22 protein-coding genes are annotated in these 26539 nt (G+C 63.4%); 19 read left to right on the top strand and 3 right to left on the bottom strand.

From position 1 onward, the window contains the following. The first annotated feature begins 443 nt into the window (after positions 1–443). On the top strand, positions 444–932 hold the full coding sequence (locus ACIP90_RS10200; protein ID WP_400579113.1) for a hypothetical protein: 489 nt from the start codon (positions 444–446) through the stop codon (positions 930–932). On the opposite strand, the gene ACIP90_RS10195 is transcribed toward ACIP90_RS10200, so the two are convergent. Continuing rightward, positions 884–2650, bottom strand: coding sequence for a hypothetical protein (locus tag ACIP90_RS10195; protein WP_400579111.1), 1767 nt, complete (start codon positions 2648–2650; stop codon positions 884–886). The two genes, ACIP90_RS10200 and ACIP90_RS10195, sit on opposite strands and share 49 nt — an antisense overlap. 711 nt (positions 2651–3361) lie before the next feature. Here ACIP90_RS10195 and ACIP90_RS10190 point away from each other — a divergent pair. After that, positions 3362–4774: an O-antigen polymerase gene (locus ACIP90_RS10190; protein ID WP_400579109.1), complete on the top strand. Its 1413-nt coding sequence runs from the start codon at positions 3362–3364 to the stop codon at positions 4772–4774. Positions 4775–5084: 310 nt separating this feature from the next. Further along, positions 5085–5921, top strand: a complete 837-nt coding sequence (locus ACIP90_RS10185) for an SGNH/GDSL hydrolase family protein (protein ID WP_400579107.1) — start codon at positions 5085–5087, stop codon at positions 5919–5921. A 50-nt stretch (positions 5922–5971) separates the two neighbouring features. On the opposite strand, the gene ACIP90_RS10180 is transcribed toward ACIP90_RS10185, so the two are convergent. Continuing rightward, positions 5972–6436, bottom strand: a complete 465-nt coding sequence (locus tag ACIP90_RS10180) for an Lrp/AsnC family transcriptional regulator (protein ID WP_400579105.1) — start codon at positions 6434–6436, stop codon at positions 5972–5974. Positions 6437–6595: 159 nt separating this feature from the next. Here ACIP90_RS10180 and pdhA point away from each other — a divergent pair, with 159 nt between their 5' ends. From pdhA to ACIP90_RS10140, 8 genes are all read left to right on the top strand, one after another. Next, positions 6596–7858, top strand: coding sequence for a pyruvate dehydrogenase (acetyl-transferring) E1 component subunit alpha (gene pdhA / locus ACIP90_RS10175; protein ID WP_400579103.1), 1263 nt, complete (start codon positions 6596–6598; stop codon positions 7856–7858). Next, positions 7855–8967: an alpha-ketoacid dehydrogenase subunit beta gene (locus ACIP90_RS10170; RefSeq protein WP_400579101.1), complete on the top strand. Its 1113-nt coding sequence runs from the start codon at positions 7855–7857 to the stop codon at positions 8965–8967. The genes pdhA and ACIP90_RS10170 overlap by 4 nt, the downstream gene beginning before the upstream one ends. A 4-nt stretch (positions 8968–8971) precedes the next feature. Continuing rightward, positions 8972–10405 carry a dihydrolipoamide acetyltransferase family protein gene (locus tag ACIP90_RS10165; protein WP_400579099.1) on the top strand — a complete coding sequence of 478 codons (1434 nt, stop codon included), beginning with the start codon at positions 8972–8974 and terminating at the stop codon, positions 10403–10405. Positions 10406–10530: 125 nt separating this feature from the next. Continuing rightward, a complete protein-coding gene (locus ACIP90_RS10160) occupies positions 10531–11346 on the top strand; it encodes an MBL fold metallo-hydrolase (RefSeq protein ID WP_400579098.1) in 816 nt (271 codons plus the stop codon). Between the two features lie 87 nt (positions 11347–11433). Further along, positions 11434–11715 (top strand): hypothetical protein, encoded by a 282-nt coding sequence (locus ACIP90_RS10155; RefSeq protein WP_400579096.1) that lies wholly within the window; start codon positions 11434–11436, stop codon positions 11713–11715. A 409-nt stretch (positions 11716–12124) separates the two neighbouring features. After that, a complete protein-coding gene (locus ACIP90_RS10150) occupies positions 12125–12271 on the top strand; it encodes a hypothetical protein (RefSeq protein ID WP_400579094.1) in 147 nt (48 codons plus the stop codon). Between the two features lie 220 nt (positions 12272–12491). Then, positions 12492–13730: a MinD/ParA family protein gene (locus ACIP90_RS10145; RefSeq protein WP_400579092.1), complete on the top strand. Its 1239-nt coding sequence runs from the start codon at positions 12492–12494 to the stop codon at positions 13728–13730. A gap of 45 nt (positions 13731–13775) precedes the next feature. After that, positions 13776–13988, top strand: coding sequence for a hypothetical protein (locus tag ACIP90_RS10140; protein WP_400579090.1), 213 nt, complete (start codon positions 13776–13778; stop codon positions 13986–13988). A 55-nt stretch (positions 13989–14043) separates the two neighbouring features. Here the strand turns inward: ACIP90_RS10140 and ACIP90_RS10135 are convergent, their stop codons facing one another. Beyond that, complete coding sequence (locus ACIP90_RS10135; protein ID WP_400579088.1) at positions 14044–14553, bottom strand: GNAT family N-acetyltransferase; 510 nt, start codon at positions 14551–14553, stop codon at positions 14044–14046. Between the two features lie 398 nt (positions 14554–14951). Between ACIP90_RS10135 and ACIP90_RS10130 the strand changes: the two genes are divergently transcribed. The 8 genes from ACIP90_RS10130 to ACIP90_RS10095 all read left to right on the top strand — a co-directional run bounded on the left by ACIP90_RS10130 (position 14952) and on the right by ACIP90_RS10095 (position 26437). Further along, a complete protein-coding gene (locus ACIP90_RS10130; protein ID WP_400579378.1) occupies positions 14952–18749 on the top strand; it encodes a S8 family serine peptidase in 3798 nt (1265 codons plus the stop codon). A gap of 513 nt (positions 18750–19262) precedes the next feature. Beyond that, positions 19263–19883: a hypothetical protein gene (locus ACIP90_RS10125; protein WP_400579086.1), complete on the top strand. Its 621-nt coding sequence runs from the start codon at positions 19263–19265 to the stop codon at positions 19881–19883. Between the two features lie 78 nt (positions 19884–19961). Beyond that, on the top strand, positions 19962–20573 hold the full coding sequence (locus tag ACIP90_RS10120; protein WP_400579084.1) for a signal peptidase I: 612 nt from the start codon (positions 19962–19964) through the stop codon (positions 20571–20573). A gap of 69 nt (positions 20574–20642) precedes the next feature. Then, positions 20643–21086 (top strand): hypothetical protein, encoded by a 444-nt coding sequence (locus ACIP90_RS10115; RefSeq protein WP_400579082.1) that lies wholly within the window; start codon positions 20643–20645, stop codon positions 21084–21086. Positions 21087–21273: 187 nt separating this feature from the next. Further along, the gene (locus ACIP90_RS10110) at positions 21274–23439 is read left to right on the top strand and encodes a S8 family serine peptidase (RefSeq protein ID WP_400579080.1); all 2166 of its coding nucleotides are present in this window, start codon (positions 21274–21276) and stop codon (positions 23437–23439) included. Positions 23440–23842: 403 nt separating this feature from the next. Then, positions 23843–24421, top strand: coding sequence for an ArsR/SmtB family transcription factor (locus tag ACIP90_RS10105; RefSeq protein ID WP_400579078.1), 579 nt, complete (start codon positions 23843–23845; stop codon positions 24419–24421). Then, complete coding sequence (locus ACIP90_RS10100; protein ID WP_400579077.1) at positions 24418–25221, top strand: SRPBCC domain-containing protein; 804 nt, start codon at positions 24418–24420, stop codon at positions 25219–25221. The genes ACIP90_RS10105 and ACIP90_RS10100 overlap by 4 nt, the downstream gene beginning before the upstream one ends. A 331-nt stretch (positions 25222–25552) precedes the next feature. Continuing rightward, entirely contained in the window at positions 25553–26437 is an 885-nt protein-coding gene (locus tag ACIP90_RS10095; RefSeq protein ID WP_400579075.1) for a hypothetical protein, read from the top strand. Positions 26438–26539 lie beyond the last annotated feature (102 nt).

Below are 26539 nucleotides of genomic sequence, written 5' to 3'. Positions count from 1 at the left end.
CTTGAGCGACCTCAACCGGCGCGCGTTCTCTTCCGGCGGCCATGCCGAGTGTACGGGGCCCCTGTCGTCGACCAGCGCGTAAGGATGAGTCTGCGAATCCACCGCACGGCTTCGCCACAACGGTCCATGGTCCGGCGGTCTTCAATGGACATGTAGTCCAACTGCGACCATTGCCGCACTCCCGGGAGTGCAGTTATTCCGGGTCGCACTGAAAGTCCTGCTCAAGTTATTCATATTCGTCGCCGGCATGGAGTTGACGGTGAGCGTGGCCCCCAGGTATCTGTTCCGCTTGCTTCCGCCCGCGAGCATCTTCACCAAAGAGGCCACGCCCAGCTTCGCCAGCTGTGCAGATCAGACACGGGCACTGACAGATGTCTCAAGGGGCCGAAGTGGCAAACGTGCGGGTAAATTAATGGCGGACATAGGTTGGCTAAGCAAGATCCGTGACCGAAGCAAAAACCGAACCACCAAAGGCTTCCACTCAAAGCATGCCACCGCAGGTCGGGCGTGAATATAACATGTGCTTTCAGCGCTGGATGTCAATGAACAATCAAGTCTGGCAAGTACGGGCTCTGGCCATCGCCGCTCAGGCTTTCCTCGGTGACCGTGTGGCTCGTGAGAGTCCACATCTTCGCCATTACGGCGGTCCTCGTCCTCGTAACGTCTATCGCCTGGCCGAACCTCTATTCGAAACCCCAGTCGGAGTACAGAGTTCAGCATTCGCCCGTGCCGACACCGCCTCCAAGCGGCTCGACGTCTGCGAGTCCTTCGCCAACAACGACGATGGTCCCGACACCGGGCTCCAGGGAGACCCGCTGAAGGGCCCACGAGCTGCTGGGAGCAGGCTGCTTCTTAGGCAAGCAAGGCCGGTGGATAACGGCACCTACTTTGCAACCCATCCGGTGTTCCCGGTGCCGGACTCCTTGACGTAGGACGTTGTTCCCGCGCCGCCGTCAGTGCGCGTGCACCGTGAGCCTACGACGGCGGTGATCACGCCTTCGGGTGTGCCTGTGCAGCGCCAGTCTGCACCCGTTCCCGTGGCGCCTCCTACCTTGTACGGGCCGCTAACATTGAACTTCGTCCCGGCGGACCCGTCGTTGATGATGTTGTTGATGGTCAAGTCGCCGATGCCTGCGCTGACGTTGAGCCCCACCCCAGCTCGGAGGAATACCCCGTCAAGAATGACGCGCTGACTGCTGCCCGAGACGTGGATGCCAATGTTGCCCGCCCATCCACTGAGCACTCCACCGCCAATGAAGACATTCCTGCAGCGCACCACGTTCAAGTTTCGCACTGTGTTGTGGGTGTAACGGCCACCCAACACCTGGACTTCAATGTCGCCATTTGAGCTCTCGAAGGAAGCGCCGCTCAGGGCGTTGTGGGAAGCTATACAACCCGTTAACGTTACATCCAAGATGTCAGCTGGGTTGGCGATGTTTCCGTGTGTAACCCCGGAACCCGCGTTTTGTCGTGCTGATACGTCCGAAAGTTGCCACGTGCCGGCGCAAAGGCTGATCCCATGGGCCATTGCGTTTATAACAGAAACGCCCCTGACGGACCCCTTCATGCTAGGCACGCCAGAGCTTGCCTTGAAGTCGATCCCTGGCGCCGGCGAATCTGTGGACCCAACACCATCGATCATGTCTCCGTCCAGCTGCACATCAAGCCCGCCGAAGACTCCGATTCCAGCGAAGGGCAAATCGTTCACAGTTACGCCCCCCCTACAGACACTGCGGAGGGTGTTCTGCAACGTGCGGTTGTTGCGCGGGACGTTCATGAGGGTTTGGTAGTAAATACCGAAGCCATCGGTGTCCTCGACGTAGTTGTGTGCAGCAAGGTTGTCTCGCATGCCGAGCGTCTCGGAGCTCGTTGAGTAAAACATAATGCCATAGCCGTTAGTTCGAGTTGTCCTCACCCTTTGCCAAGAAGGATTGGTGCCGGTGTTGATGTAGAGGTAGCCGTCTCCGGGCGTGGTGTAGTAGTTGAGGGCCGGCGCGGTGGATGCCGGATCTGCGTATTTCCTGTACTCGACATCGTTTACGTAAACGGCATTGCTCGTAGTGTCTATTCGGTCCAGAGCCCGGTAGACGGTTCCGGAAACCCCTGTCCATCCGGTTACCTGAAACCAGGGGGAACGTCGGATACCGCGCACATCGCAATGTTCCACGATGGTGCGCGAGCAATTGTAGAGGCCGATGCCTGTGCCAAAACCAGTGTGTCGCACGACTGCCCTGGAGATTTTCACATCGTAGTTGTGGGCAGGGCCGGACACCAGATGGATGGTGATCGACTCATTGGTGTCAGAGCTGGAGTATTCTCCACCCCGAATCTGGGTGCCGTTGCAGGTGCCGTTTCCCATTCTTAGTCCCTCGCCGCAGCTTGAGGATGCTGTTACGTCAACGAGGGAACAGTTGGGGGCGTTCAGAGTGAGCGCCCCGCTGTTTTTAGTTGCAGGGCCCGTGCGGATGAAGGCAACGTTTTCCAGCCGAACTTTCGGAGCCAGCACAATCGCGACCCTATCCACGGCGCACGTGAACGTTCCATTGCGTACAGTCACTGACTTGTCGATGGTCAGCGTCTGTCCAAGACTGAAGGTCCGCCCGCCAAGATCAATGACGGTGCCCGCAGCCGCCGCGGCAAGCGTAGCCACGACGGCAGCGTAGTCGTTAGATGCGCCGTCACCAGCCGCCCCGAAAGCCCGAGGTGAGACGGATGGAAGATCTGGCAGTTGGTTGTAAGGGATCCTTGACCCTGCGTCGAGGGTCGCCACGCCAGACGCCGCGCCTTTCTCGGCTGTGGGGACGTAAGCGTTGGGCGGAGTCTTGTCCCCTGGAGCCGCGTTGGCTGCCGCCGCGGAAATTGTGGCGGCGCCAGTAAGGGTAGTGATAAGCGTCCCAAGCCTCAGTAGCCCGCGACGCTCGAGATGTCTACCAGATTCCGACGCTGTGCGTTCCTTCTTGCCCATACGTAGAAAGCTATTCGCAGCTAGTTGCACAAACCACAGTATGTGCTACGCGTTTTATGGGCTCCGAGTACTTGGTCGACAGAACCTGTACGCTGATGTTGGACGCGGCCCTATCATCAGGGGCATGGAACGAGCACCTTGATTATTTGGGCTGGTTCTCGGACCGCTTGTCTTGATGATCCAACTGCCGTCGTGTGAGACGGATAGTCACAAAGGCTGCTTTGTCCGTGACGATCACCTGCTTTGCGGGTGTCGTCATACCGAGCCTGCCGGGCCCGGGACAGAGATAACTAGCAGCCGCCGATAGACTGTACCCTGCACAACCTTGAGACCGCTGGGGGATCGTTGAGTAGCAATTACCTTTTTTGGCCTACCATGACGCTCTGCTTGGGCTTGATGGCGTGGCTAGTAGGCACCAAATTCCGCAGGGGTTCACTGCTCAGCCCCTACTCACTCGTCCTTCTCATTCTGCTGTCCATCTACGGCGTACGTCCGCTGTTGATGCCCGGCGAGCCCCGGTCCTTTATGTTTTATGGGTATTCGATCACCAGCGGCTTCGAGCAGGCAGCGTTGCTCGGCTTCCTTGGGATCATGGCCTTCATCTTGGGCTATGTAGCCGTGAAGCTCGGCCTCACGTCGAAGAATAGCGCGCCGATGATGACGACCATTGTGAACAAAACGGAATCTCGTCTCCATGACAGTGCCCCCAGCCGGGCTGCCGCGGCCGCGTGGACACTCTTCGCTGCATGGTTTGCGGCCATGGTTGCCCTTGGCGGTGGCATCGGTTTTCTGGCGGTCTTGTTCGCTGGGCGTTCGGAACAGTCCTTGGACGCCCTTGCCGGTGTCCCAGCGTTCATCTTCGCGCTACCTGTTATTGGATGCCTTCTTATTGCGGCTGTGAGGCTCCAACACGAGCGCGCTACACCGTACATCAAGTCGCAGAATATTGGCTATTGGCTAGTGGCAGCTGCCTCCGTTGTACCGCCCTCTGCCCTCGGCACGCGACGATTCCTTATCCCCTCGCTGGTCATCGTCCTGCTCGGCGCGCTCGCCAACGACTGGCAGCGGAAGATCAAGCTGAAATGGATCGTTGCCGGTTTGGGTGTTTTCCTCGCACTGGCTGCAATTCCATTCGTTAGGAGCGCAGGCTCTCGAACCAGCGGCAGCACCGATCTGCTCGGCTCCATGGCGGCATACTTCCGGGAAGAAGGCGTGCGAGGTGCCCTGAACAATTTCTTTCTGTCCTGGGATACGGAGATGTTCAATTATGTTGCCTACCTAAGCCAGCGCATGGGTGATGAAATCTCCTTCGGGTTGGGTAGGGGAACCGTCGGCGAGCTTCTTGCCATGCCAATCCCGGCGGCGATCAGCCCATTCCCGCGATGGAACGATATGCTCCTGAAGTACGCTTTCGGGAGCGAATGTTCCATCGAAACGGCCTGCCCGGTTCCGAGCATCGTCGGGGTCCTTTACTCCGATTTAGCCACACCAGGCCTGCTCCTCGGCATGGTGCTCATCGGGGGAATGTCGGCGAGATTCGAAGAGCGCCTTGTGGCGGCGACAGGAACCCGCGTAGGCGTACTCCTCCTGGCGGCAGGCTTTAGCGTCCTCGTTGCCCGGGGTAACTCGATGGCTCAGGTCTGGCTTGCCGTACAGTGCTTCGTTGTTTGGTGGCTGATTCACAGGATATTTTTGGCGGCGCCGTCGCAAGAGTCGGAGGCCAAGAGGGCGCTTCGGCAACTGCCTCACGCCTATCGGCAGCAGGCAGCGGAAGTCACTCCGGAGCCAGCACCTCATCCAGTTCGGTGATCTTTGGCCCTTACCACGCTGGCGCCGATGGTTCCGCAAAAGGCTCGCGCTGTAGCCGCATGTGACCCTGCCCTAGTGCACCAGGTTTACTGCGAGGGAGAGTAATCTACTGTCTGCCTGGGCAACTTTCGGCGCCGGTGACCCGGCCGTTCTGGTTGTCATTCCATAATCGGTGGAGAGTTTTGGTATTGTTTCCGTTGCTGTCCCGCGTTGTCTAACAGGCTTGCGGCCGCAATTTTCCCCGTTCTTATGGAGCCCTACGCGGGCCTTAGAATGTAGGCATTCCGCATCTGACTTCCTGGGGGACTCCTTGGCTCTTTCACGCCACAAACGCAAGCGAGTAAAAGTTGCTGCCCTGATCACCGCCGGGCTTGCTCTGTGCGGTTCAGTGGCTGCATTGGGCGTGAAGTTGGTCGAGCAGGACGCGACATTCAGGGATAACGCCGCAGCGGCATCACGTTTCACTCCCGCGCCGTTATCTCCTCCGCCGACGTTCACGCCTCCGAGGTTGAAAGGCGTCGGTGCGGCGCTGACAAACAAGGATAAGCGCCTCGTGATCGGTGTTGTGGGGGATTCCACCGGGAACGCTCCTGAGGAGTGGGTGGGGCAGTTGTCGAGGACCCTGTCGGCTGAGACTGGGCGGACGGTGGAGTTCTTCAACTACAACGCCCAGATTGACAGGTACGCAGCTAAACGGGTGTACGGTAACGCGTCCGCGCCACTGGTCGTCTACAACGTCGGGGTTCCTGGAGCTACGGTGACAGACTTGATTAAGCGGTTTGGTCTATTTTTCCCTGAGAAGCCGGATCTAATCATTACTTCCGTGGGCCACAACCAATTGCCACTAAACGTTACGCGTGACATGAATGCCTTTACGGCGGCTATCGAACGGAATTGGCCGGGTGCTCAGATTCTTGTTGTGGGGCAGAACCCTGCGCTTGAGGCCAGAGAAAAGCGTCAGAAGGCTACCGTGGCCAACATGATGTCATGGACGGACTTCAACGGGTACCCGTCTGTCAGTGTGTTTGAAGCCATCGACAAGCAGCCCGACAAGAAATCTCTCTATGTAGATCCGCTTCACCTCAACGAAGCCGGGTCTAAAATCTGGGCAGGCGTCGTGCAGGAGTACTTATTAAAAAATTCCTGAGTCGCGTGATTGAGTGAAGGCACTGTCTAGCTGACTAGCGTGCCGGCTGGTTACCGTGTATCCACATCCTCAAACACCAGAAACGTCTGCGTATCCAGCACCCCAGGCATAGATTGCAGCTGGTCGAAGATCACGCGCCTCAGGTCGACGTTGTCCACCGCCCGCACCAGCAGAATGACATCGAAGTCCCCGCCCACCAGAGCGATGTGGTGCACCTCAGGGATCGCGCGCAGCAGCTCCCGGAGCTCTCGCCAAGAATGCTGCCGCACCTTGAGCGTCACATAGGCGGACGACTTCAGGCCGGCCTTGATCGGATCTACCAGGGCCGTGAACTTGGTCAGCACACCCTCTCCCGTCAGCCTGGCGATCCGCGTGTAGGCGTGCGCCCGCGAGATGTGGACGTTCTCGGCCACCTGTGTCACTGACATCCGCCCGTCCCGCGTCAGCTCCGCGATGATGTTGCGGTCCACATCATCCAGCGGCACCGCGGCCTGTCCGGGCTCGGCTCCTGCCATTTGTCTACTACTCCCGTTGGTAAGCCAGCTCACACTTCCGATTTGTCTTTCAGAGTAGGGCAACATCTAAAACTTCTCCACGATTCACGGTAAGGCTGGATACGAAACATCGTCCGGGATGATACTGAAAGCGAATAGTGGCTACAGAAGGACGGACCAATGACGATCTCCGCAAACCACACTGCGCAGGACCGGGCAGCGCAGGACCGGCAGATGCCGGACCAAGATGAGGACCTTCACGTAGAGGGCCCTGTTGCCGAGGCCGTGCGCAAGTTCGGCATCACGGTTGAGGACTACTTGCTGCCGGCCCGCCGCCAGATCCAGATGGTGGACCAGGACGGCAACCTCAAGCCGCATTCCGAACAGGGCACCGAGCCCGGGCACGAGTACCCGCTGCCCGGCGACGAGGAACTGCTGGCCGCCTACGAGCAGCTGGTCATCGGCCGCCGCGTCAACGACCAGAACTCAGCACTGGTCCGCCAAGGCCGCATGGCCGTCTATCCCTCCAGCCACGGCCAAGAGGCCTGCCAGGTCGCAGCCGCCCTGTGCCTGTCGGAGGGCGACTGGATGTTCCCCACGTACCGTGACTCGGTCGCCGTCATGGCCCGCGGCGTGGACCCCGTGCAGACGATGACACTCTTCCGCGGTGACTGGCACAGCGGCTACAACCCCGCCGAGCACAAGGTCGGCATCCAGTGCACGCCGCTAACCACGCAGCTGCTGCACGCCGTCGGCGTCGCGCACGCCGCCAAACTGCGCGGCGAGGACACCGTGGTCCTGGCCATGTGCGGGGACGGCGCCACGAGTGAGGGCGACTTCCACGAAGCCCTGAACTTTGCCGCCGTCTTCCACCTGCCGGTCATCTTCTTTGTGCAGAACAACCAGTACGCCATCTCGGTGCCGCTGGCCCACCAGTCCGTTGCGCCATCGCTTGCCCACAAGGCCGTCGGCTACGGCATGGCCGGAGAGCGCGTGGACGGGAACGACGTCGTTGCGCTCCTCGCGGTCCTGGACCGTGCCGTAAAGCTCGCCCGCGAAGGCTCCGGGCCGCTCCTCGTGGAGGCCCACACCTACCGCATGCAGGCGCACACCAACGCAGACGACGCCACGCGCTACCGCCAGGACAGCGAGGTGGCCCAATGGGTGGCCCGCGATCCGCTGACGCGGATGAAGAAGTACCTGACGGACAAGGGGCTGCTGGACGACGACGGCGAGTCAAGGATCGCGGAGAAAGCGGAGGCAGTTGCCACGCAGCTCCGCGACGGCCTCAGCGGGGATGTTCCCGTGGATCCGCAGGATCTCTTCAACCACGTCTTCACCACCCCGACGCCGCAGCTGAAGGAACAGTCCGCCCTGCTCGCCGACGAACTCGCCCGCGACGCAAGCGCCGGCGCTTCACCCGATACGGAGGCCGCACAATGAGCCCCACCATCACCACTTCATCCGAGGCAAACGGCAACGTCAGTTCCGCCACTGCCAGGGCGGCCGCCACCGCTGCGGCGTCCGCCGAGGCAGCCGGCCCCCAGCCGGTCACCATGGCCAAGGCCCTTAACACCGCAATGGCCGACGCCATGCACGCCGACAAGTCCGTCCTGGTGTTCGGCGAGGACGTCGGCATGCTCGGCGGCGTCTTCCGCATCACCGACGGACTCACCAAAACCTTCGGCGAACAGCGCTGCTTCGATACGCCCCTGGCCGAGTCCGGCATCGTCGGCATGGCGGTGGGCATGGCCATCAACGGCATGCGTCCTGTCATCGAGATGCAGTTCGACGCGTTCGCCTACCCGGCATTCGAACAGATCGTCAGCCACGTGGCCAAGATGCACAACCGAACCAAGGGCGCGCTCAAGCTGCCCATGGTCATCCGCGTCCCCTATGCCGGCGGCATCGGGGGAGTGGAGCACCACTGCGACTCGTCCGAGTCCTACTACGCCCACACCGCCGGCCTGAAGGTCTACACCCCGGCCACGGTGGCAGACGCGTACCGCATGCTCCGCGAAGCCATCGACTCCGACGATCCCGTGATGTTCATGGAGCCGAAGAAGCTCTACTGGTCCAAGGACCTGGTGGACCTCGAAGCGCTCCGCAGCGAACACGAAGCCAATGCCGAACAGGGGACGTCCACGGAAGGCCGCGCCGCCGTCGCGCGTCCCGGCACCGACGCGACGCTGATCGCGTACGGGCCGTCCGTGCCCACGGCGCTCGCCGCCGCTGCCGCCGCGGCCGAGGAGGGCCGCTCCCTGGAAGTCATCGACATCCGCACGATCGTGCCGTTCGACGATGAAACCGTCGCCGCCTCCGTCCGGAAGACCGGTCGGGCCGTGGTCATCGCCGAGGCGCACGGCTTCGCCTCCGTGTCCTCCGAGATCGTGGCCCGCGTCCAGGAGCGCTGCTTCCACTACCTTGCTGCGCCGATCCGCCGGGTGACGGGCTTCGACGTCCCGTACCCGGCCCCGAAACTCGAGCACTATTACCTGCCCGGCGTGGACCGCATCCTCGACGCCGTGGACGACCTCCAGTGGGAAGACTGATCAGATGAGCGAAACCAAAGTATTCCTCCTCCCTGACCTGGGCGAGGGCCTTACCGAAGCCGAACTCGTGAACTGGCTCGTGGCCGTCGGCGACGAAATCCGTGTCGACCAGCCCATCGCCGAAGTTGAGACTGCCAAATCAATGGTGGAAGTCCCGTCCCCCTACGCCGGCACCGTCGCCGAGCTGCACGGCGAACCGGGACAGACCCTGGACGTGGGCAAGCCTTTGATTTCAGTGACACCTGTAGGTGGCTCGATGGCGCAGCAGCCTGCTGAGGTGACGGCCGAAACCTACCGCGAGGAAGAAAAGGCGGGCTCCGGCAACGTCCTGATCGGCTACGGCACTCCTGGCGGCACTGCAACCGTGCGCCGGACCCGCCCGCGCCGCACTCTCTCGTTGGTTGAGCCTGCCGAAACCAAGACCGTCGAAACTGGAACCCAGCCGAAGCTGACCACTGCCGCCGACGACCTCCTCCTGAAGCGCACCCGGGTTCCTGGCAAGCTGGGGGCGGTCATTTCCCCGCTGGTCCGACGGATGGCCAAGGAGCATGGCGTGGACCTCGGACATGTGCAGGGTTCGGGTGAAAGTGGCCTGATCATGCGCCGCGACGTCGAAGCCGCGATCAACGCTCCAGCGGTTGAGCCTGGCGAGACCCCTGCCCGTCCGCTGGTTGAGCCTGCTGAAACCAGCACGCCCAATGTCGATTCCCGCACCGGCCTCGGCATCGTGAGCCGCACGCCGGTTCGGGGCGTCCGCAAGGCCGTCGCCGCCAACATGAGCCGGAGCCGCTCGGAGATCCCCGAGGCAACGGCCTGGGTGGATGTCGACGCGACGGCGCTCGTTGAGTTGCGGGCCGAGCTGAAGAAGAAAGACGGTCACAACACTCCCGGGCTATTGGCGTTCATCGCCCGATTTGTCACTGCCGGGTTAAAAAAGTATCCGGAGCTGAATACGAGAATCGTCACTGCGGAGGACACGTCAGGCGGCGAACAGCAGGAGATCGTCGCTTTCGACGGAGTCAACCTGGGCTTTGCCGCCCAAACTGACCGGGGCCTGATGGTTCCGTCGGTCCGCAACGCGGACAAGCTCAGCGCCCGCGAACTCGACGCGGAGATCAGGCGGCTCACCGCCGTCGCGCGTGACGGTAAAGCGACACCTGCCGAACTGGGTAGCGGCACTTTCACGCTCAACAACTACGGTGTGTTCGGCGTGGACGGTTCTGCAGCGATTATCAACTACCCGGAGGTGGCCATCCTGGGTGTCGGCCGGATCATCGACAGGCCGTGGGTAGTCAACGGCGAACTAGCAGTCCGGAAGGTCACCGAACTGACACTGACTTTCGATCACCGCGTGTGCGATGGGGGAACGGCCGGCGGATTCCTGCGCTACGTGGCGTATGCGATGGAGAACCCGGGGGCATTGCTGGCTGACTTGTAGAAACTTTCGATCTCCACCGCGCCTCCCGACCGCGAAGCCGTACGTCGATCCCGGGGACCATCCAGCTTCGTGGGTAGAATCGAGGCCTGAAGACCGCAGATGCTCCCAAGGTTTACGGAGAACGAATGTCACGATGGCTCGAGGTCGGCGCGGACAACTACGTGCTGACGACGGACGGCTCAAAGCTCAACACCGGCCTGATTATCGGCACAGAACGGGCCATGGTTATCGATACCGGATGCGGGCCGCGGCAAGGGCGCGAGATTCTGGACGCTGTGCGGGAAAAGACTCAACTGCCCCTGGTTGTGGTGAACACGCATGCGCACTACGACCACTTCTTCGGTAACGCGGTGTTCGCTGAGGACGGTGCCACCGAATTCTGGGCCCACGAGAACTGCGCCGAGGAAATCGGTGAAAACGGGGATGCCCAGCGGCCCGCCGTTGCCGAACTGGAACCGGAAATGGCCGCCGGTGAAGGCACGAACGTTGAGCTGGTGGTGCCGAACGCGCTGGTCCGGGACCAGCCGGTCCTCGTGGATCTGGGCGGACAGACTGCCACGCTGTTCTACCTTGGCCGTGGTCACACCGACGGCGACCTGCTCGTGGGCACCACCACCACGCTATACGCCGGGGACCTGGTGGAGCAGGGTGCACACCCCTCCTTCGAGGACGCCTATCCGGAGGAATGGGCGGACGCCCTGCGGCACCTCTCCGCACTGCGCCACCGCTACGAGTTCCTCATCCCCGGTCACGGCGAGCCATGCAGTGACCGCTTCGTCAAGACCATGGCGGACACCATGTCTACCGCTGTCCGGCAGGCGCGGCAGTCGATCCGGGACATGCCGTCGGACGCCACGAAGGCCATTCCTGTCTTGCCGTACGGGCCGGAGCAGTCCCGCTGGTTCATCAAGCGCCTGCAGGAGACGCGGCCGCAGCACTGAGGCTGAGTACACACCGTGGAGGCCGGGCCCAAAAAACAGGTACCAGCTACTCTGGGGCCCCCATCGCACTGGCTCTAGTTTGAGTGCATGAAGACCGGAATCCGCGGCTCGATCCGCCAGTTCATCGAGCGGAACATCATCGCCGACGACCCTCTGCCCCAGCGATCCTGGCTAGACCAGCAGGACATGCCCAGCCGAGAGCGGAGCATAGACGCTCCCGTTTCCGGGGTGCCCGTGGCTACGCTGGCCCCCCTCCCAGGACGGCACAGCGCACTACCGCACCTGCAGTCCCTCGGCAGGCTGAAGGGACGGCGCGCTGCGCGTGTCCATCATGCCGCCGGCCTGCCCAGTGTGAACGAAAAGATCTAGCGTGCAGTGCGTGCGTCACAAACCTCGTGACTTGAGCTTTTCTTGAGCTTGTGCCGCTAGCGTCGCTCAGCATGAGTGCTTATGGCGGCAACAGATACGGCAGGGACAGTCGGCGGGAGAACCGCCGCCGTCAGCTTCGAGTGCTGGCCTACGGGGGACTGGCAATTCTGGCTCTGGGAACGGCAACGGTGGTGCTACTGGCGCTCCAGAAGTAGAACAAGGGAGGGCGCTGCCGCGACATGCTGACGCAGAGACAATTCGTGTCGACTGCGTGTCCAGTTGGACAGCCACGTTGACTGCTGAGTAATCTGACCGCAGATCTATGGGGGATCTCGTTGTCAGCTACTGTCGCCGTTGCCAAGACCTTGAATACGGTCGCGTCGCAGGTCTCACCGTTCGGAGGTTTAACGTGGCACTTCCCGACTTCATCTTTGCCCTTTGCGCCCTGCTGGGCAGCCTCCTGATTCCATTCGCAGGCCTTTACGCGCTGCTGCGCCTGAAGCGCCGAGTGGTGGCTCCGGCTGTGTCCCGCTCTGCCCCGGCACGGGTGGAGTAGGCGTGCCGTACATCGACATTAACCCCCACCGCAGCCGCCCCAAGTGGTGGAGCTATGTAATCCTGGGGATTCTCTTGGTCCTCACCGCCGCTGTGGTGGCGGCGGCCCTCCTCCGGGGCTAATGACAGGGGCGGGTCGGCCAGCACCTAGAATTGCTATTTGAACCTATCCAATCGAGAAGCGCAGCGGGATATTGCTGTGAGCCCTGGGGGGACTGAACATGCCCAAACCGGCGGATAACCAGATAGCCGAAGCAGACACGGACACGGAGCAGCCCGAGCTGCGCCGCCGCCGTGTCCGCCGCCGTGACGGCAGCGACTCCGACGACTGGACAGGATCCTTTGACGCTGTGACACCCAACACCAGTTCCGACCCCGTACTCCCGGTCCGCAGCTCATCCTGGGCCGAGGCGGCGGCCACGGCGGACGCGCTCTCTGGAACACCGGACGCTCCGCCCGCGCCTGCCCGCAGTCCGGCGGCAGCACCGGCGTCGTCCGTCGCGGAAGCTGACCCCGAACCGGAACTGCCGACGGCGGATGCGACTGCGCTGCCGACGTCGTTCGTCCGCGAGCAGAAGCCCCGGCCCAAGCGCGGCTTCCGTGGCTTCCTGTACCGGGTGACCGGCGGTTCCTGGAACATGGGCCCCAGCGCGCAGGAGCGCGAGGAGGACGAGCTGGCCCGCCGCATCTCCCGCCAGCTGCAGGGCAGCTTCAACACCGCGGTGCTCAGCCTCAAGGGCGGCATCGGCAAGACTTCAACAACGGTGGGCGTCGGCCTCACCCTCGCTGAATTCCGCGGCGACCCGCCTTGCGCCATCGACGCCAATCCGGATTCCGGCGACCTCGTGGAGCGCGCATTGGGCGAGGGCATCTACCAGCAGGCCACGCCGCGGACCATCACTGACCTGCTCAAGAACATCGATGCGATCGATTCCCTCACGGGGTTGTCCCGCTACATGCACCACTCAGGTCGTCTGCATCTCATCGCCGGCGAACAGGACCCGGAGGTCTCCGACTCCCTCACCGCGGAAGAGTATCTGCGGATCCGCAAGCTCATCGCCAGCTACTACTCGGTGGCGCTCACCGACTGCGGCACCGGCGTGACGCACAACGCAATGAGCGGCATCCTGCAGTCGGCGGACAACCTGATCATCGCCGCCGGCTATGCAGTCAGCGGCGCTAAGCGCGCCCGCAGCACCCTGCAGTGGCTTGCCAGCCACGGCTATGAGGATCTCGCCCGCAACGCGATCGTGGTGATTACGGACAAAGACGAGGTCTCCTCCCGTGTGGACAAGGACGCCATCGAGGAACACCTCGCCGGGATGTGCCGCGAACTCATCGCCGTGCCGCACGACAGGGGAGTGGCCGACGGGGACCTGGTCACTCTGGATGTACTGAAGCCGGAGACACGGCGGGCGTACAAGGAGATCGCGGCGGCGATTGTGGACGGATACCGGTAGGAATCAACCGTGTATAAGTGCCCGACTCTCCGCTAGTCTCTTGCCATGGCTGACGACCAATTCAAGAGTCTGTTAAATAGCGTTGACGCTCTGTATCACGAAGTCGTTGCGCTGCGGGAGGGCGCCAAGGCCGGAGGCCCGGGCAAAGAGGATCTGGTCCTGGCGGAACTGCGGCTGGATAACGCATGGCGTGAGCTGTACGAGTTCATGGACCTTCCGCTTTCCCGTGAAAGTGGACCAGCCGCCAGCCCCGAATGACCGCTGGGCGGCGATGAACCGCCGCCCAGATCCCAGACCTAGGTCCCAGAACCGCTCAGTCGTCCCCGGCCCGCTGCGTGAGGCGGCGGAAATCCCTGGAGAGGTACAGGGCCATTGCAGGGGCGTTGGCGCTGTGCACCGTGACGGCCACGGTCCTGTGTCCCAGCGTGTGCAGCACATCCATGGCACGGCGCAGGAGGTCCTCGGCGAGGCCCTGCCTTCGGTGGTCAGGGTGGGTGAAAAGCTCGGCAATGTACGCTGTTCCCGGGGTGGCGCTGCCCACATGGCGGTCCGTGACGAGAATGGCCGCGATAATCTGACCAACCGCATTGACTATCGCCAGGGACGCCTGGGGGATGGGGTTTCCGTGCGTCCCGGCGAAGATCCTGCTGATCTTGGCGGCCGCTTTCTCGGCGTCCAGCCGGTCGGCTTCGGGATGGTAGGACCGGAGATACAGGTCCGTCAGTTCCATCAGATCCGTGGACTCCACGGGCCGGGGGACGCTTGCGCCGGGCCTGTGCTCCTGCGGGCCGACGAGAGCCGCAAGGGAGATGAAAGGAACCATGGTTGACCTGCCTTCCGCGGGTAGGAACGACTCCTGCCCATAGTGTGGGGCATTCCGGGCTGCGGGGGAAGAGTAGGCGGCGTGGCGGGGCGGAGCGCGACCTTGATCCGCTCAATCAGCTGATGCCAGGAAAACTGAGCTGTGGGTCTCCTCAATGTCTCGTGATTGAAGCTTGAAGTTTATGGCTACAATTCATTCTGGACGCGGGGGACGCGGCCTCCACCGCGTTTAGGCCCGTCTTTGGTCGACGCACGACCAATAGGACGGTTCGATTGTTCGACCTGCCGCGAGCACGGTATTTCTCACATGTAACCCTGGCTGCTGTTACCGCTTTGATCTGGGGGAGCCTGTTCGCCCCTCCGGCTGTGGCGGACGACCTGACCTTGCCGGCCGTTCCGATGACGTCTGCGGCCGGGAGTGCGCCGACGGACCAGATCATTGTCAAATTCAAAGAGCAGGCGCGAACGGGTGCTGTCGAGCGGGGACGGTCGTATGCCGCCGCGGGTTCTAAGGTTGGCGCGGTTCTTAAGGATGTGCGCGGGACTTCGTCCGGCGCCCGAGTTCTGCGCGCGGAACGGAATCTGCCCCCTTCAGACACCTCCAGTCTTTTGGAGACCCTGCGCGCTGATCCCAAGGTGGCCTACGCGGAAGTTGACCTTCGCATGAAGCCCATGTCCTTTCCCAGTTCCAATGACACGTACTATCCCTTGCAATGGGATTTTTTTGAAGCTCAGGGTGGCATGCGTGTGCCCGGGGCTTGGTCGGTCAGTAAAGGCAAGGGCGTTGTCGTGGCCGTCGTGGATACGGGCATCACGGATCACAGCGATTTGAATGCCAACGTGCTGCCGGGTTATGACATGATCTCCAACTCGTACGCAGCCCGTGATGGCGACGGACGCGACGCTAACCCTCAGGACGAGGGCGACTGGACCAGTGCGGGCCAATGCTTTTACGGATCGGGAGGCGGACAGTCGTCCTGGCACGGCACGCACGTAGCCGGAACGGTGGCCGCCTTGACGGATAACAACCAGGGCGTGGCCGGGGTTGCGCCTGAAGCCAAGATCCTGCCGCTGCGAGCCCTGGGAGCCTGCGGCGGATACACCTCAGACATCGCCGACGCCATTATCTGGGCCGCAGGAGGCTCAGTTGAAGGGATACCTGACAACGCTAACCCTGCTCGCGTTGTCAATCTGAGTCTCGGCGGTAGCGGCGCCTGCTCAATCACGTACCAGTCGGCAATCAACCTCGCTACGTCTCGAGGGGCTGCGATCGTCGTGGCATCCGGAAACGAGAACCGGCCAGCTGCTGAGTCAAGCCCCGCCAACTGTCAGAACGTTATTACCGTTGGTGCCAGCACACGCAATGCCCAGCGCGCTCCCTATTCCAATTACGGGCCGGTAGTCGATGTCATGGCACCAGGTGGGGATATCAGGTGGCGCCCCGCCGACGGCATTGCATCGACCTTGAACGACGGCGTGACGACGCCTGGTGCGGAGGCCTACTACTACCAGCAGGGGACGTCCATGGCTGCCCCGCACGTGGCCGGCGTTGCGGCCATGTTGGTGTCTAACCTCGGTGAAAAGGCGACGCCGGCATACATAGAACAGCGGCTCAAAGCGACAGTTCGGACTGGCCATACCTGCCTGGATCCGACCTTCTGCCTGCCTTCTGTTCCTATGGTTGATGCCAGTGCCGCCGTTCAGCCAGATCCGGAATTGACCGCCGGGTCGCCGGCTATTGTCGGAGTCGTCGCCATGAACCGCATGCTGACTGTGGAAGCGGGCGCTTGGGGACCTGCGCTGGTATCACTCAGCTATCAGTGGCTAGCCGACGAGGCTCCTATTCCCGGCGCCACAGGAACATCGTTTACACCCTCCAAATCAGAATTGGGCAAGTTAATCGCAGTCGAGGTGACGGGAACAAAAGCCCGGTACGCGACGGCATCGCGGACGTCCTCATCTGTGGGGCCAATTGAGTCCTTCTCGATTTCAGCCGGGCAGCCGACAGTTACGGGTGTGGCAGCTGTTGGTGAGACCGTGGCAGCTCAACCCGGGGACTGGCAGCCGACGGATGTTTCACTCGCCTATCAATGGAGCAGGAACGGCGTGGCCCTGGAAGGAGCTACTGGAGCGACGTATACCGTCCCGCCAACGGACCTTGGTGCCGTTCTTGCAGTCACGGTCACTGGAAGCAGTGCTAAAGCTGACAGTGTTTGGGCCACGTCCCCGCCGACGTCTGAAGTCACGCCTGGAGTGCTGATCAACTCCCCGGCCCCGATCGTCATTGGCACACCTATGGTCGGACAACGTCTTACTGCCCAGGCCGGAAACTGGGCCCCGTCGCCGGTGGAGCTCACTTTTCAATGGCACCGCTCCGGAACTCCTGTGACCGGAGCAACAGGGGTGTTTTATGATCTCGGCGCCGAAGATCGAGGCCACAACCTGTCAGTGACGGTAACGGGTGAAAAGCAAGGGTACGAACCCGTAGCTCGTTCAAGTGCAGCCACGTCTACTGTCGTGCAAGAAGTGCAGCCACGTGACGTCACATTCTTGGATAAGGACGGGACCGCCGAGGATAGCTACACAATCCCCACCGCCGAGGGAGTGGAGTACCTGATGGGGGAGGACGTCGTTGAAGCCGGCACCTATACGGGTGCGGGCGAGGTGACGGTGACGGCCAGAGCGAAGAGCGATTATGTCTTTACGAACGGTGCCGTTACATCGTGGACGACGACGTTTAGGGCGACCCCTTATGAGGTGATCCCGGCTGACGTGGTGTTCACGGACAAGGACGGCACCACGGAGGACACCTACATCGTTCCCGCTGTTGAGGGCGTTGAGTACCTGGTGGGTGACGAGGTCGTGGAGGCCGGCACTCATCCGGGAACCGGTGCGGTGACTGTGACAGCCCGAGCGAAGGCTGATTACGCCCTCCGTGCCGGCGCGGTTGCAGAATGGACGGCGACGTTCAAGGCGACGCCCTACGAGGTGACCCCGACGGCGGTGGTGTTCACGGACAAGGACGGCACCGCCGAGGACACTTATATGATTCCCGCAACCGACGGTGTTGAGTATCTGGTGGGCGAGAACGTCGTGGAGGCCGGGACCTATCCGGGAACTGGTGCAGTGACGGTGACTGCCGGGGCGAAAGCCGATTATGTCCTGAAGGCAGGCGCGGTCGCAGAATGGACGGCAACGTTCAAGGCGACGCCCTATGAGGTGACTCCGGCAGCGGTGGTGTTCACGGACAAGGACGGCACCGCCGAGGACACCTATGTGATTCCCGCGACCGACGGTGTTGAGTACATGGTTGGAGGCAAGACTGTAGCAGCAGGTACTTACCCGGGCGCCGGTACCGTCAGTGTTGTTGCCAAGGCCAAAATGGACTACGTGCTCAAAGCTGGTTCCGTGACCACCTGGTCCGCGACCTTCAAGGCAGTTTTCCGCATGACCATGATCGTTGCCGCCGGTGATCTGAACAGTGACGGAAAAGCCGACGTGCTTGCCCGAGATAGCGCCGGGACGCTGTGGCTGTCCCCGGGGAACGGTCAGGGTGGCTGGCTGACGCGTGTCCGCTTGGGCGGCGGATGGAATGCGATGAACTCGATCGCGGGGGCTGGGGATCTGAGTGGTGACGGGAAAGCTGATGTGCTGGCACGGGATAGCGGCGGGACGTTGTGGATCTACCCTGGTAACGGGCGTGGCGGTTGGCTGACCCGGATTCGGGTGGGCGGCGGCTGGAATGCGATGAACTCGATCGTCGGTTCGGGGGATCTTAGCGGCGACGGCAGGGCTGATGTCTTGGCACGGGATAGCGGCGGGACGTTGTGGATCTACCCTGGTAACGGGCGTGGCGGTTGGCTGACCCGGATTCGGGTGGGCGGCGGCTGGAACGCGATGACCGCCGTCGTCGGTCCCGGTGACCTGACCGGTGACCGGAGGGCTGATGTGCTGGCGCGGGACAGCGGCGGGACGCTGTGGATCTACCCGGGCAACGGGCTCGGCGGCTGGCTGGCCCGGGTGCGGGTTGGGGGCGGCTGGAACGCCATGACCACTATCGCAGGCCGCGGGGACTTTAGCGGCGACGGCAGGACCGATGCACTGGCAGTGGATGCCGCCGGTGTGATGTGGCTGTACAAGGGTAACGGTGCGGGCAACTGGCTGGGCCGGATCTCGATGGGCGTCGGCTGGAACTGACAGGCTCGACTGCGATTGATTTAGACGGCCGCTGCGCGATCTCACGCAGCGGCCGTCGCGCGTTCAAGGGGCGGATGTTAGTCGTTCCGACGTGCAGCAGCCGGCGGCTTGCAGTCGACGGTTCCAGCAACATTCCAAGGTTGGTCCAAGGTCGCGCAACTAGCATCGGCCGCGTGGGGAAACGGAATATTGACCGTCATCACCAGCGACAAGTCCGGCAACGCCGGCTACAGCCTCTTTCCTACGCTGCCCTAAGTCTTCTGGCCGTGGCGACAGCGGCGGTCGTCTGGATGGCGCTGACACGATGACGCTGATCGACGCCCCAGGCAGGCAAACGGCCGGTGTCGGGCAGGTAAATTGCGCACGGCAACAATCTTGACTGGATCTTGATTCATTGAGATGTGGGTTCTTGAGGATGAACCTGCATTGTTGGCGTACTGGCAGGGGGAAAGCCAGCAACCAGCGGGTCGCGAAAGGGGCGATCCCATTCTCAAGAAATGGAAATTCTTCATCATGGGTCTCAACCTCAACTCCACTACCGGCAAGGTCCTCGCTTCCCTGGCCCTGGTCGGGTCCGCCGCCGGCGTCGCAGGCCTCGGCACATACGGCGCTTTTACGTCCAGCACGTCCGCCAACACCACCGTTGCCTCCGGCGCAGTGAACATCGCCCTTGGTGCCGATGGCGCAGCGAACCGGCTTAGCGTCGCTGCCAGCGGCCTTGTCCCTGGCGACACCGTGCAGCGCGCCGTGACACTGTCCAACGCTGCAGCCAACCAGGCGCTCGCCGGCATCACCCTGACCTCGTCGGCCACCACGTCCTCGCTGCTGGATACCGACGCCACCCACGGTCTCCAGCTGGCCATTCACAACTGCTCCGTCCCCTGGACGGAAGCCGGCACCGCACCCGCCTACACGTACACCTGCACCGGCACCACCACCGAGGTTCTCGCTACCCGCCCCGTCACCGGCGCCAATCTCACCTTGGCCAACCTCAGGTCTACGGCAGCCGGCTCGACAGACTACCTGCGGACCACCCTGACGCTGCCCTCCACGGCAGGCGACACCTTCCAGGCGAAGAGCAGCACCATCTCGCTGGCGTTCACCGGTACCCAGCGCTCAGGCACCAGCAAGTAAGCAGTTCCGCGCCGCCACCTGCATCTCCCCGCTGACCAGCACGCCAGCGGGGAGCACAGACCCCGAAGGGAGACCACAGTGACCGCATCACTGCTTCACGACAGCCCCCGGGTCACCGAGGGAGTGACAGAACCTTCTGTGCCGGCGCCGGCTGTGTGGCGCAAGGCGGCCCGGATCCTTGTACGGATTCTGTCCACCGCGGGGATGGTGACGGCGATTGGGGCCTTCCTGTTTCTGGCCGTCGGGCCGCGTATCTTCGGGTACCAGACCAGCACGATGCTGACCGGCTCCATGTCCCCGCTGATCAATCCGGGGGACGTGGTGGTCTCCGTCGCAAGGCCGGCAGCGGAGCTCAAGACAGGGGATGTCATCACCTATGGAATCCCCGTTGAGGACCACCGCGTCGAAACCCACCGGGTCATCGAGGTGGACCGCAGCGCGGACGGAACTGTCACCGTCCGCACCAAGGGGGACGCCAACCCCGGGGCCGACCCGTGGACTGCCACGCTGCAGGACGACACCGTCGCCGTCCACACGAACACCGTTCCTTACCTCGGAACGGCCATCCGCACCCTGCGCGACCCTCTCATCCAGGGGGCGCTGACGTACGGGGCCCCGGCGCTGCTGGTGGGTGTGCTCCTGGCCGCTATTTGGAGAAAGCCGACGGCGGCCCGGCGGTCGGCTTCCTAGCGGCGTTCCCGCGCCGCTGGTGAAGCAAAGTCAAACAAGACCGTAAGAACCGACAGGAAGCCGCAGACCGTGCGCAGAAGCCAAAGCAACCCACACGAGACGGCAACGTCCGGGTTTCTGCGGGCAGCTGTAGCCATGCTGACAGCAGGTCTGCTGATATCAGCTCCGGGCGTCGCCCAGGCGGTGTTTACCGGCCGGGTAGCCGGAGCGGTAGCAGCCTCGACACTGACGCTGGCCGCGCCGATTGGCGCCAACGTCACCGCAACCTGCACACCTGCCCCGCGCACACTCAGCGTCGTTGTCATCAGCTTCGGCACGGTCCCCCGTGCCACGTCCCTGGAGCTCACCGTGACAGACCCAAGGAATGTCGTGGTCCACACCGGCGGCACTGCATACACGCACAGCGGCGCCGCCAAAGGCACGTGGAAGATCCACATCAGGGGTCTTTACACCGCGAATGCCACCAACGTGTGGAGAGGCCTTCCCTACGAGAAGCTCGTGGAATGTCTGTGAAGCCATCTCCTAAATCTCGTGGAACAGGGTGGCGGGCATCACCCGCCGGTAGACTTGTCTCGGACGCGGCGGGGGGTCGCGCCTTAATCATGTCTGAGCCTTTAGGGCCGGACGCATGCAGCACAGGATGGTCTTAATGCCTCACCCGCGCCAATCTCAATTCCGCGCATCCCTGACACTGACAGGCGTGGCCGCCCTGGTAGCGGCCGTGCTGATCGCGCCGCCTGCCACAGCGGCTCAGGATGAGCCCGCACCCTTCCCTGCTGCGCCGAAGGCGGCTCCTGCCGCACTCAACCCGGCCCGCAGCGCGGTCCCGACCGACCAGATCATCGTCAAGTACAAGGACGGGGCCACCCCCGCGCCGGCGGACCGGGCCAAAACCTTCGGCGCCGCGGCCGCCAGGCTAGGCATCCAGGTCAAGGACGTCCGGTCCACAGCCAGCGGCGCGCGGGTGCTGCGCGCAGGGAAGAAGCTCGCTCCCGCCGAAGCAGAAATCCTCCTGTCCTCGCTGCGGGCCGATCCCGCCGTCGCCTACGCCGAGCCGGACTCCATCATGCAGGCGAAGGCAGCCCTGCCGAACGATCCGGGCATGCCCTACCAGTGGAACCTGTTCCAGGAACCCGCAGGTGTTCGTGCCGCAGGCGCCTGGGACGTCACCCGCGGCGAGGGTGAGGTGGTGGCCGTGGTGGACACCGGCATCACCGGTCACCCCGATCTGGACCCGAACGTGCTGCCGGGCTATGACATGATTTCCGAGGACCCCGAAGCCCGCGACGACGACCCCGGCCGGGATTCCGATCCCACCGACGAAGGGGACTGGGCGGCGGCAGGCCAGTGCGCCCCCGGCTCGCCGTCGTGGCCGTCCTCGTGGCACGGCACGCACGTGGCAGGCATCATCGGCGCCGTCACTGACAATGCCGAAGGCGTCGCGGGCGTTGCCCCGCACGCCCAAATCCTGCCGATGCGCGCCCTGGGTCCGTGCGGAGGCCACGTCTCGGACATCACGGACGCCATCCGTTGGGCAGCAGGCGCACCTGCCAAAGACGTCGAGGGGATCAACCCCAATCCCGCCCGCGTCATCAACCTGAGCCTGGGCGGCGAGGAGGCCTGCTCGCAGGAGTTCCAGGCGGCCATCGACACCGCGAACAGCCACGGCGCCGTCGTGGTAGTGGCCGCCGGAAACGAGGGCCAGCCGGCGGAAGCCTCCAGCCCCGCCAACTGCCAGAACGTCATCAGCGTTGCCGCCGGCAGCCGCAACGGCTCGCTTGCACCCTATTCCAACTATGGTGACGCCGTGGACCTCACGGCCCCCGGGGGAGACCTGACCACGACGGCGGCCGACGGCATCGTCTCCACCTCCAACTTTGGCGAAACCACTGCCGCTATGGCGGACTATTACTTCGCCCAGGGCACATCCTCCGCCGCCCCGCACGTTGCCGGCGCAGCCGCGCTGCTGATGGCCAAGCTTGGACCGAACGCAGATCCCGCCGCCGTGGAAGAACGGCTCAAAGCCACCGCACGGCCCATGCCAGGCGGGTGCCTGCTGGGCTGCGGCGCCGGCCTGGTGGATGCCGCGGCCGCGGTCCTGCCGGACCGCGTCCGCATCAACCTGATCGTCGCGGCCGGAGACCTGAACTCCGACCGGAAGGCAGATGTCCTGGCACGCGACTCGGGCGGAACCCTGTGGCGGTACCCGGGCAACGGGCACGGCGGCTGGCTGCCGCGCGTCCGCGTGGGGGGCGGCTGGAACGGGATGACCGCCGTCGTCGGAACCGGCGACATGAACAGTGACGGCCGGGCCGATGTGCTGGCCCGTGATGCCGGCGGAACATCGTGGCTGTACCCGGGCAACGGGAACGGCGGCTGGCTGCCGCGCATCCGCGTGGGCGCCGGCTGGAACACCATGACAGCCATGGTGGGTCCGGGCGACATGAACGGCGACGGCAAAGAGGACCTGCTGGCGCGGGACACCAGCGGGATGCTGTGGCTGTACCCGGGCAATGGGCGCAGCGGCTGGCTGCCGCGCATCCCCGCCGGCGGCGGCTGGAACGTGATGACCGCCTTCGTCGGTGCCGGCGACATGAACGGCGACCGCCGTGCCGACCTGATGGCGCGCGACACCAGCGGCAACCTGTGGCTCTACCCCGGCAACGGGCGCTCGGGCTGGGGTACCCGGGCGAAGATGGGCTCAGGCTGGAACTACATGTCCGTCATGGCCGGCCGCGGGGACTTCAACGGCGACGTCCGCAACGACCTGCTGGCCGTGGATACTGCCGGTGTGCTCTGGCTGTACACCGGCAACGGCTCCTCCGGCTTGACGGGCCGGATCCGGATGGGCGGCGGCTGGAGCTAGGGCCTTCGGTAACCGTTCCGCAGGGGTTTCCTTCGAGTGCCTGGATGGGGCTGCCCTATCCAGGTGCTCCCTCCCACTGTGGTGTAAAGTCCTCGAACGTTATAAGGCCTGGCCGCGAATTGCGGTGCGGTGTCGTTTGCGTCCCGGAAGACTTCGATCCGGACCGTTTGTGCGTGCGCTCCCCGGGGGCAACAGGGGAGAGGCCGGCTTCGTTATTGTTTTCGGGCTATGCGGGCATGGATTAGGTGTCTTACACCCTTTGCCAAGGTAATGCGGCACGGCCATGACATCAGGGTCGCGCGCGGTCCCCTAGCGGCCCCTGGATCCTCCTACCTTTCGTCCCCCTCGTCACACGAGTTCAACTACCCTTGACAAGATTTATTGTCAAGCCCACGATAGTGACGTGCAAGACGTTGAAGTTATCGAAAGCACGAAGGCGGCCGCCGCCGCGTTGGATCCGGTCCGGGCCAGGTTGCTCAGCGAACTGGCTGTTCCGGCCTCCGCCGGGGGGCTCGCCGCCCGGGTCGGCATCACGCGCCAGAAGATTAACTACCACCTCAAGGCGCTTGAGGAGCACGGCCTCGTGGAGCTGTTTGAGGAGCGCCAGCACGGGGGCATCACGGAGCGGGTGCTGCGGGCTTCGGCTGCCTCGTTCGTCGTATCACCAGCGGCTGTGAGCGCGACGGCGGCTGATCCGGACGCCAACGACGACCACCTGTCAGCGCGGTACCTCATTGCGCTGGCTGGCAGGCTGATGCGGGAGGTCGGGGCCCTGGCGCGCCGGGCCGACGCGTCCGGCAAGGGCCTGCCAACGCTGACCATCGACACGCAAATCGGCTTCCAATCGGCCGCCGACCGGGCTGCCTTCGCTGACGATCTGACCGCCGCGGTGCTCGACCTGGCCGCTCGCTACCACCATGACGACGGGCGCCCGCACAGGCTCGTCGTCGCCGCACACCCCCTTCCTGAGGAGAACCGATGAGCACGACCCCGACCGTCCCGTACCGCCTAGAGTTCAGCGTCCAGGTTCCGGGGACCCCGGAACAGGTCTGGCAGGCCATCGCCACCGCAGCGGGCATGAGCGCCTGGTTCTTGCCGACCCAAATGGAGGAGCGCGAGGGAGGCTCCCTACATTTCACGATGGGCCCGGAGATGGGCTCCGACGGCCAAGTCACCGGCTGGGATCCGCCGCGCCGCTTCGCATATGAGGAGGACTGGGCGGCCCTGATGGGCAAAGAGCCGGATGAACTCAGCCCGCTGACATCAGAGTTCCTCGTCGAGGCGCAATCCGGCGGCACCTGCATCGTGCGTGTCACTACCAGCGGCTTTGGGACTGGCGCTGACTGGGAGTCAGAGTTCTGGGATGACATGGGAGCCAACTGGATGCCGTACTTCGACAACCTGCGCCTCTACCTGTCGCACTTCCCAGGTCAAAAGGCCACACAGCTCGAGGCCACCGCCTCCCATCCCGGCGACGCACAGGCGCTCTGGTCGACCCTGCACGACGCCCTCCGGCTCGGCGACGAGGGTACGACGGTCGAGATACGCGGTGCCACCGGCAGGGTCGAGCGTGCCGGCGAGCGGCAGGCGCTGGTCCGGCTCACCGCGCCGGTGCCCGGGATGCTCAGCATCTTTGCTTACGGCGAGGGCGAGGGCGCGGGCGAGGGTATGGCGATGGCAGGCGTACGAGCCTACCTGTTTTCTCCGGATGCAGCGGATTACGTGCGGCGCGAAGAACCGGCGTGGCAAGCCTGGCTGCAGGAGCTCACCGTCCCGGCCTGAACGCCAGGGCACAGGAACAACAGCATGCAACCGCCCAGCCCACTCCAGCGTTACTCCGGACCTCCCGGTCCGGGGGACGAGTTCGTTGGGTAGTTGCCTGTGGAGCAGGTATTCGAGCTGTCAAAAGAGCCCAGTAAACGCGTACTGACTACTCGGGCTCAGGACCGGACGGCGCCCTAGCCTGAAAAGGCAAGCGAACTGATGACACTTGTGGGGAGTAACTGTCACCATTCTTTTCGCTGATTGAGGTCTCAACCAGTTTCTTCCGGGTCTCAAAGGTTACTCCGCACTGTCTGATCAGTTGAATCGGATATTTGATGGAGGAACCGAAATGAAACGAACTATTGCCGCTCTCGGGGTGGTGGGCCTTGGATTGATCGGCGCTACCGCCTCGGCGAATGCTGCGCCCCCTGGAAAGATCACTATTTGCCACGCCACTTTCTCGGAAACGAACCCATACATCGCTGAGACCATTAGTGTCAGCGCCCTGTCGGCACACGTCGGGGACACCGCAGATATTGTTCCAGCAAACTCGGGGAACGACATGCCCAATGGGCAGAACCTGACACCGGAGAACATCGCACTCCTCAACAACGGTTGCGTGGCGGTGGTGCCAGTTGACCCAGTAGTGGATCCGGTTGACCCGGTGGTGGATCCGGTGGATCCGGTGGTTCCGGTTGACCCGGTTGTGGATCCGGTGGATCCGGTTGACCCGGTGGTGGATCCGGTTGATCCGGTTGACCCGGTGGTGGATCCGGTTGATCCGGTTGACCCGGTTGATCCGGTGGTGGATCCGGTGGATCCGGTTGATCCTGTGGTGGATCCGGTGGATCCGGTTGACCCGGTGGTTCCGGTTGACCCGGTGGTTCCGGTTGATCCGGTGGATCCCGTGGTGAATTCGGTTGATCCGGTGGATCCGGTTGATCCCGTGGTGAATTCGGTGGATCCGGTCGACCAGGCCCCGGCGGTGGTTGTGCCGTCGGCTGCCACCCTGGTTGTACCCGTAACCCCGGTGGTGACGCCGGCCGCGCCGATCGCACGGACAGGAACCGGGACTGCTGCGAGCAATGTCGGCTACAACGTTCAGACAGCTGCCGGAGGTAAGCCTGGCGCCGGAATTCCCGCGTGGCCTGCGTCCCTGACGTGCCTGTTCGCAGGCGTGGCTGCGGCGGTGCTCTGGAGGAGCGGAGTGCAATCCCGGAAGGCACACGGTTAGAAAGTGGTGAGGGGGTGCCGCGGAACCGCGGCATCTTCCCTCACCACTGGTCAACCACACCGCCAGGCGCAGGGCCTCCGGCAGCTAAAACCCTCGGCTCGG

The sequence above is a fragment of the Arthrobacter sp. NPDC093139 genome (assembly GCF_044754165.1).
Taxonomy (GTDB): Bacteria; Actinomycetota; Actinomycetes; order Actinomycetales; family Micrococcaceae; genus Arthrobacter.
Note: the sequence above shows the minus strand (reverse complement) of the source record. Positions and strands in the feature narration are given on the sequence as shown.

Bases quoted from the DNA above. Each gene is read 5' to 3' on its own strand.
- ACIP90_RS10190 (WP_400579109.1), top strand. From the start codon at position 3,362: ATGGCGTGGCTAGTAGGCACCAAATTCCGCAGGGGTTCACTGCTCAGC.
- ACIP90_RS10180 (WP_400579105.1), bottom strand. From the start codon at position 6,436: ATGGCAGGAGCCGAGCCCGGACAGGCCGCGGTGCCGCTGGATGATGTG.
- pdhA (WP_400579103.1), top strand. From the start codon at position 6,596: ATGACGATCTCCGCAAACCACACTGCGCAGGACCGGGCAGCGCAGGAC.
- ACIP90_RS10170 (WP_400579101.1), top strand. From the start codon at position 7,855: ATGAGCCCCACCATCACCACTTCATCCGAGGCAAACGGCAACGTCAGT.
- ACIP90_RS10165 (WP_400579099.1), top strand. From the start codon at position 8,972: ATGAGCGAAACCAAAGTATTCCTCCTCCCTGACCTGGGCGAGGGCCTT.
- ACIP90_RS10160 (WP_400579098.1), top strand. From the start codon at position 10,531: ATGTCACGATGGCTCGAGGTCGGCGCGGACAACTACGTGCTGACGACG.
- ACIP90_RS10155 (WP_400579096.1), top strand. From the start codon at position 11,434: ATGAAGACCGGAATCCGCGGCTCGATCCGCCAGTTCATCGAGCGGAAC.
- ACIP90_RS10145 (WP_400579092.1), top strand. From the start codon at position 12,492: ATGCCCAAACCGGCGGATAACCAGATAGCCGAAGCAGACACGGACACG.
- ACIP90_RS10140 (WP_400579090.1), top strand. From the start codon at position 13,776: ATGGCTGACGACCAATTCAAGAGTCTGTTAAATAGCGTTGACGCTCTG.
- ACIP90_RS10135 (WP_400579088.1), bottom strand. From the start codon at position 14,553: ATGGTTCCTTTCATCTCCCTTGCGGCTCTCGTCGGCCCGCAGGAGCAC.
- ACIP90_RS10130 (WP_400579378.1), top strand. From the start codon at position 14,952: ATGACGTCTGCGGCCGGGAGTGCGCCGACGGACCAGATCATTGTCAAA.
- ACIP90_RS10125 (WP_400579086.1), top strand. From the start codon at position 19,263: ATGGGTCTCAACCTCAACTCCACTACCGGCAAGGTCCTCGCTTCCCTG.
- ACIP90_RS10100 (WP_400579077.1), top strand. From the start codon at position 24,418: ATGAGCACGACCCCGACCGTCCCGTACCGCCTAGAGTTCAGCGTCCAG.
- ACIP90_RS10095 (WP_400579075.1), top strand. From the start codon at position 25,553: ATGAAACGAACTATTGCCGCTCTCGGGGTGGTGGGCCTTGGATTGATC.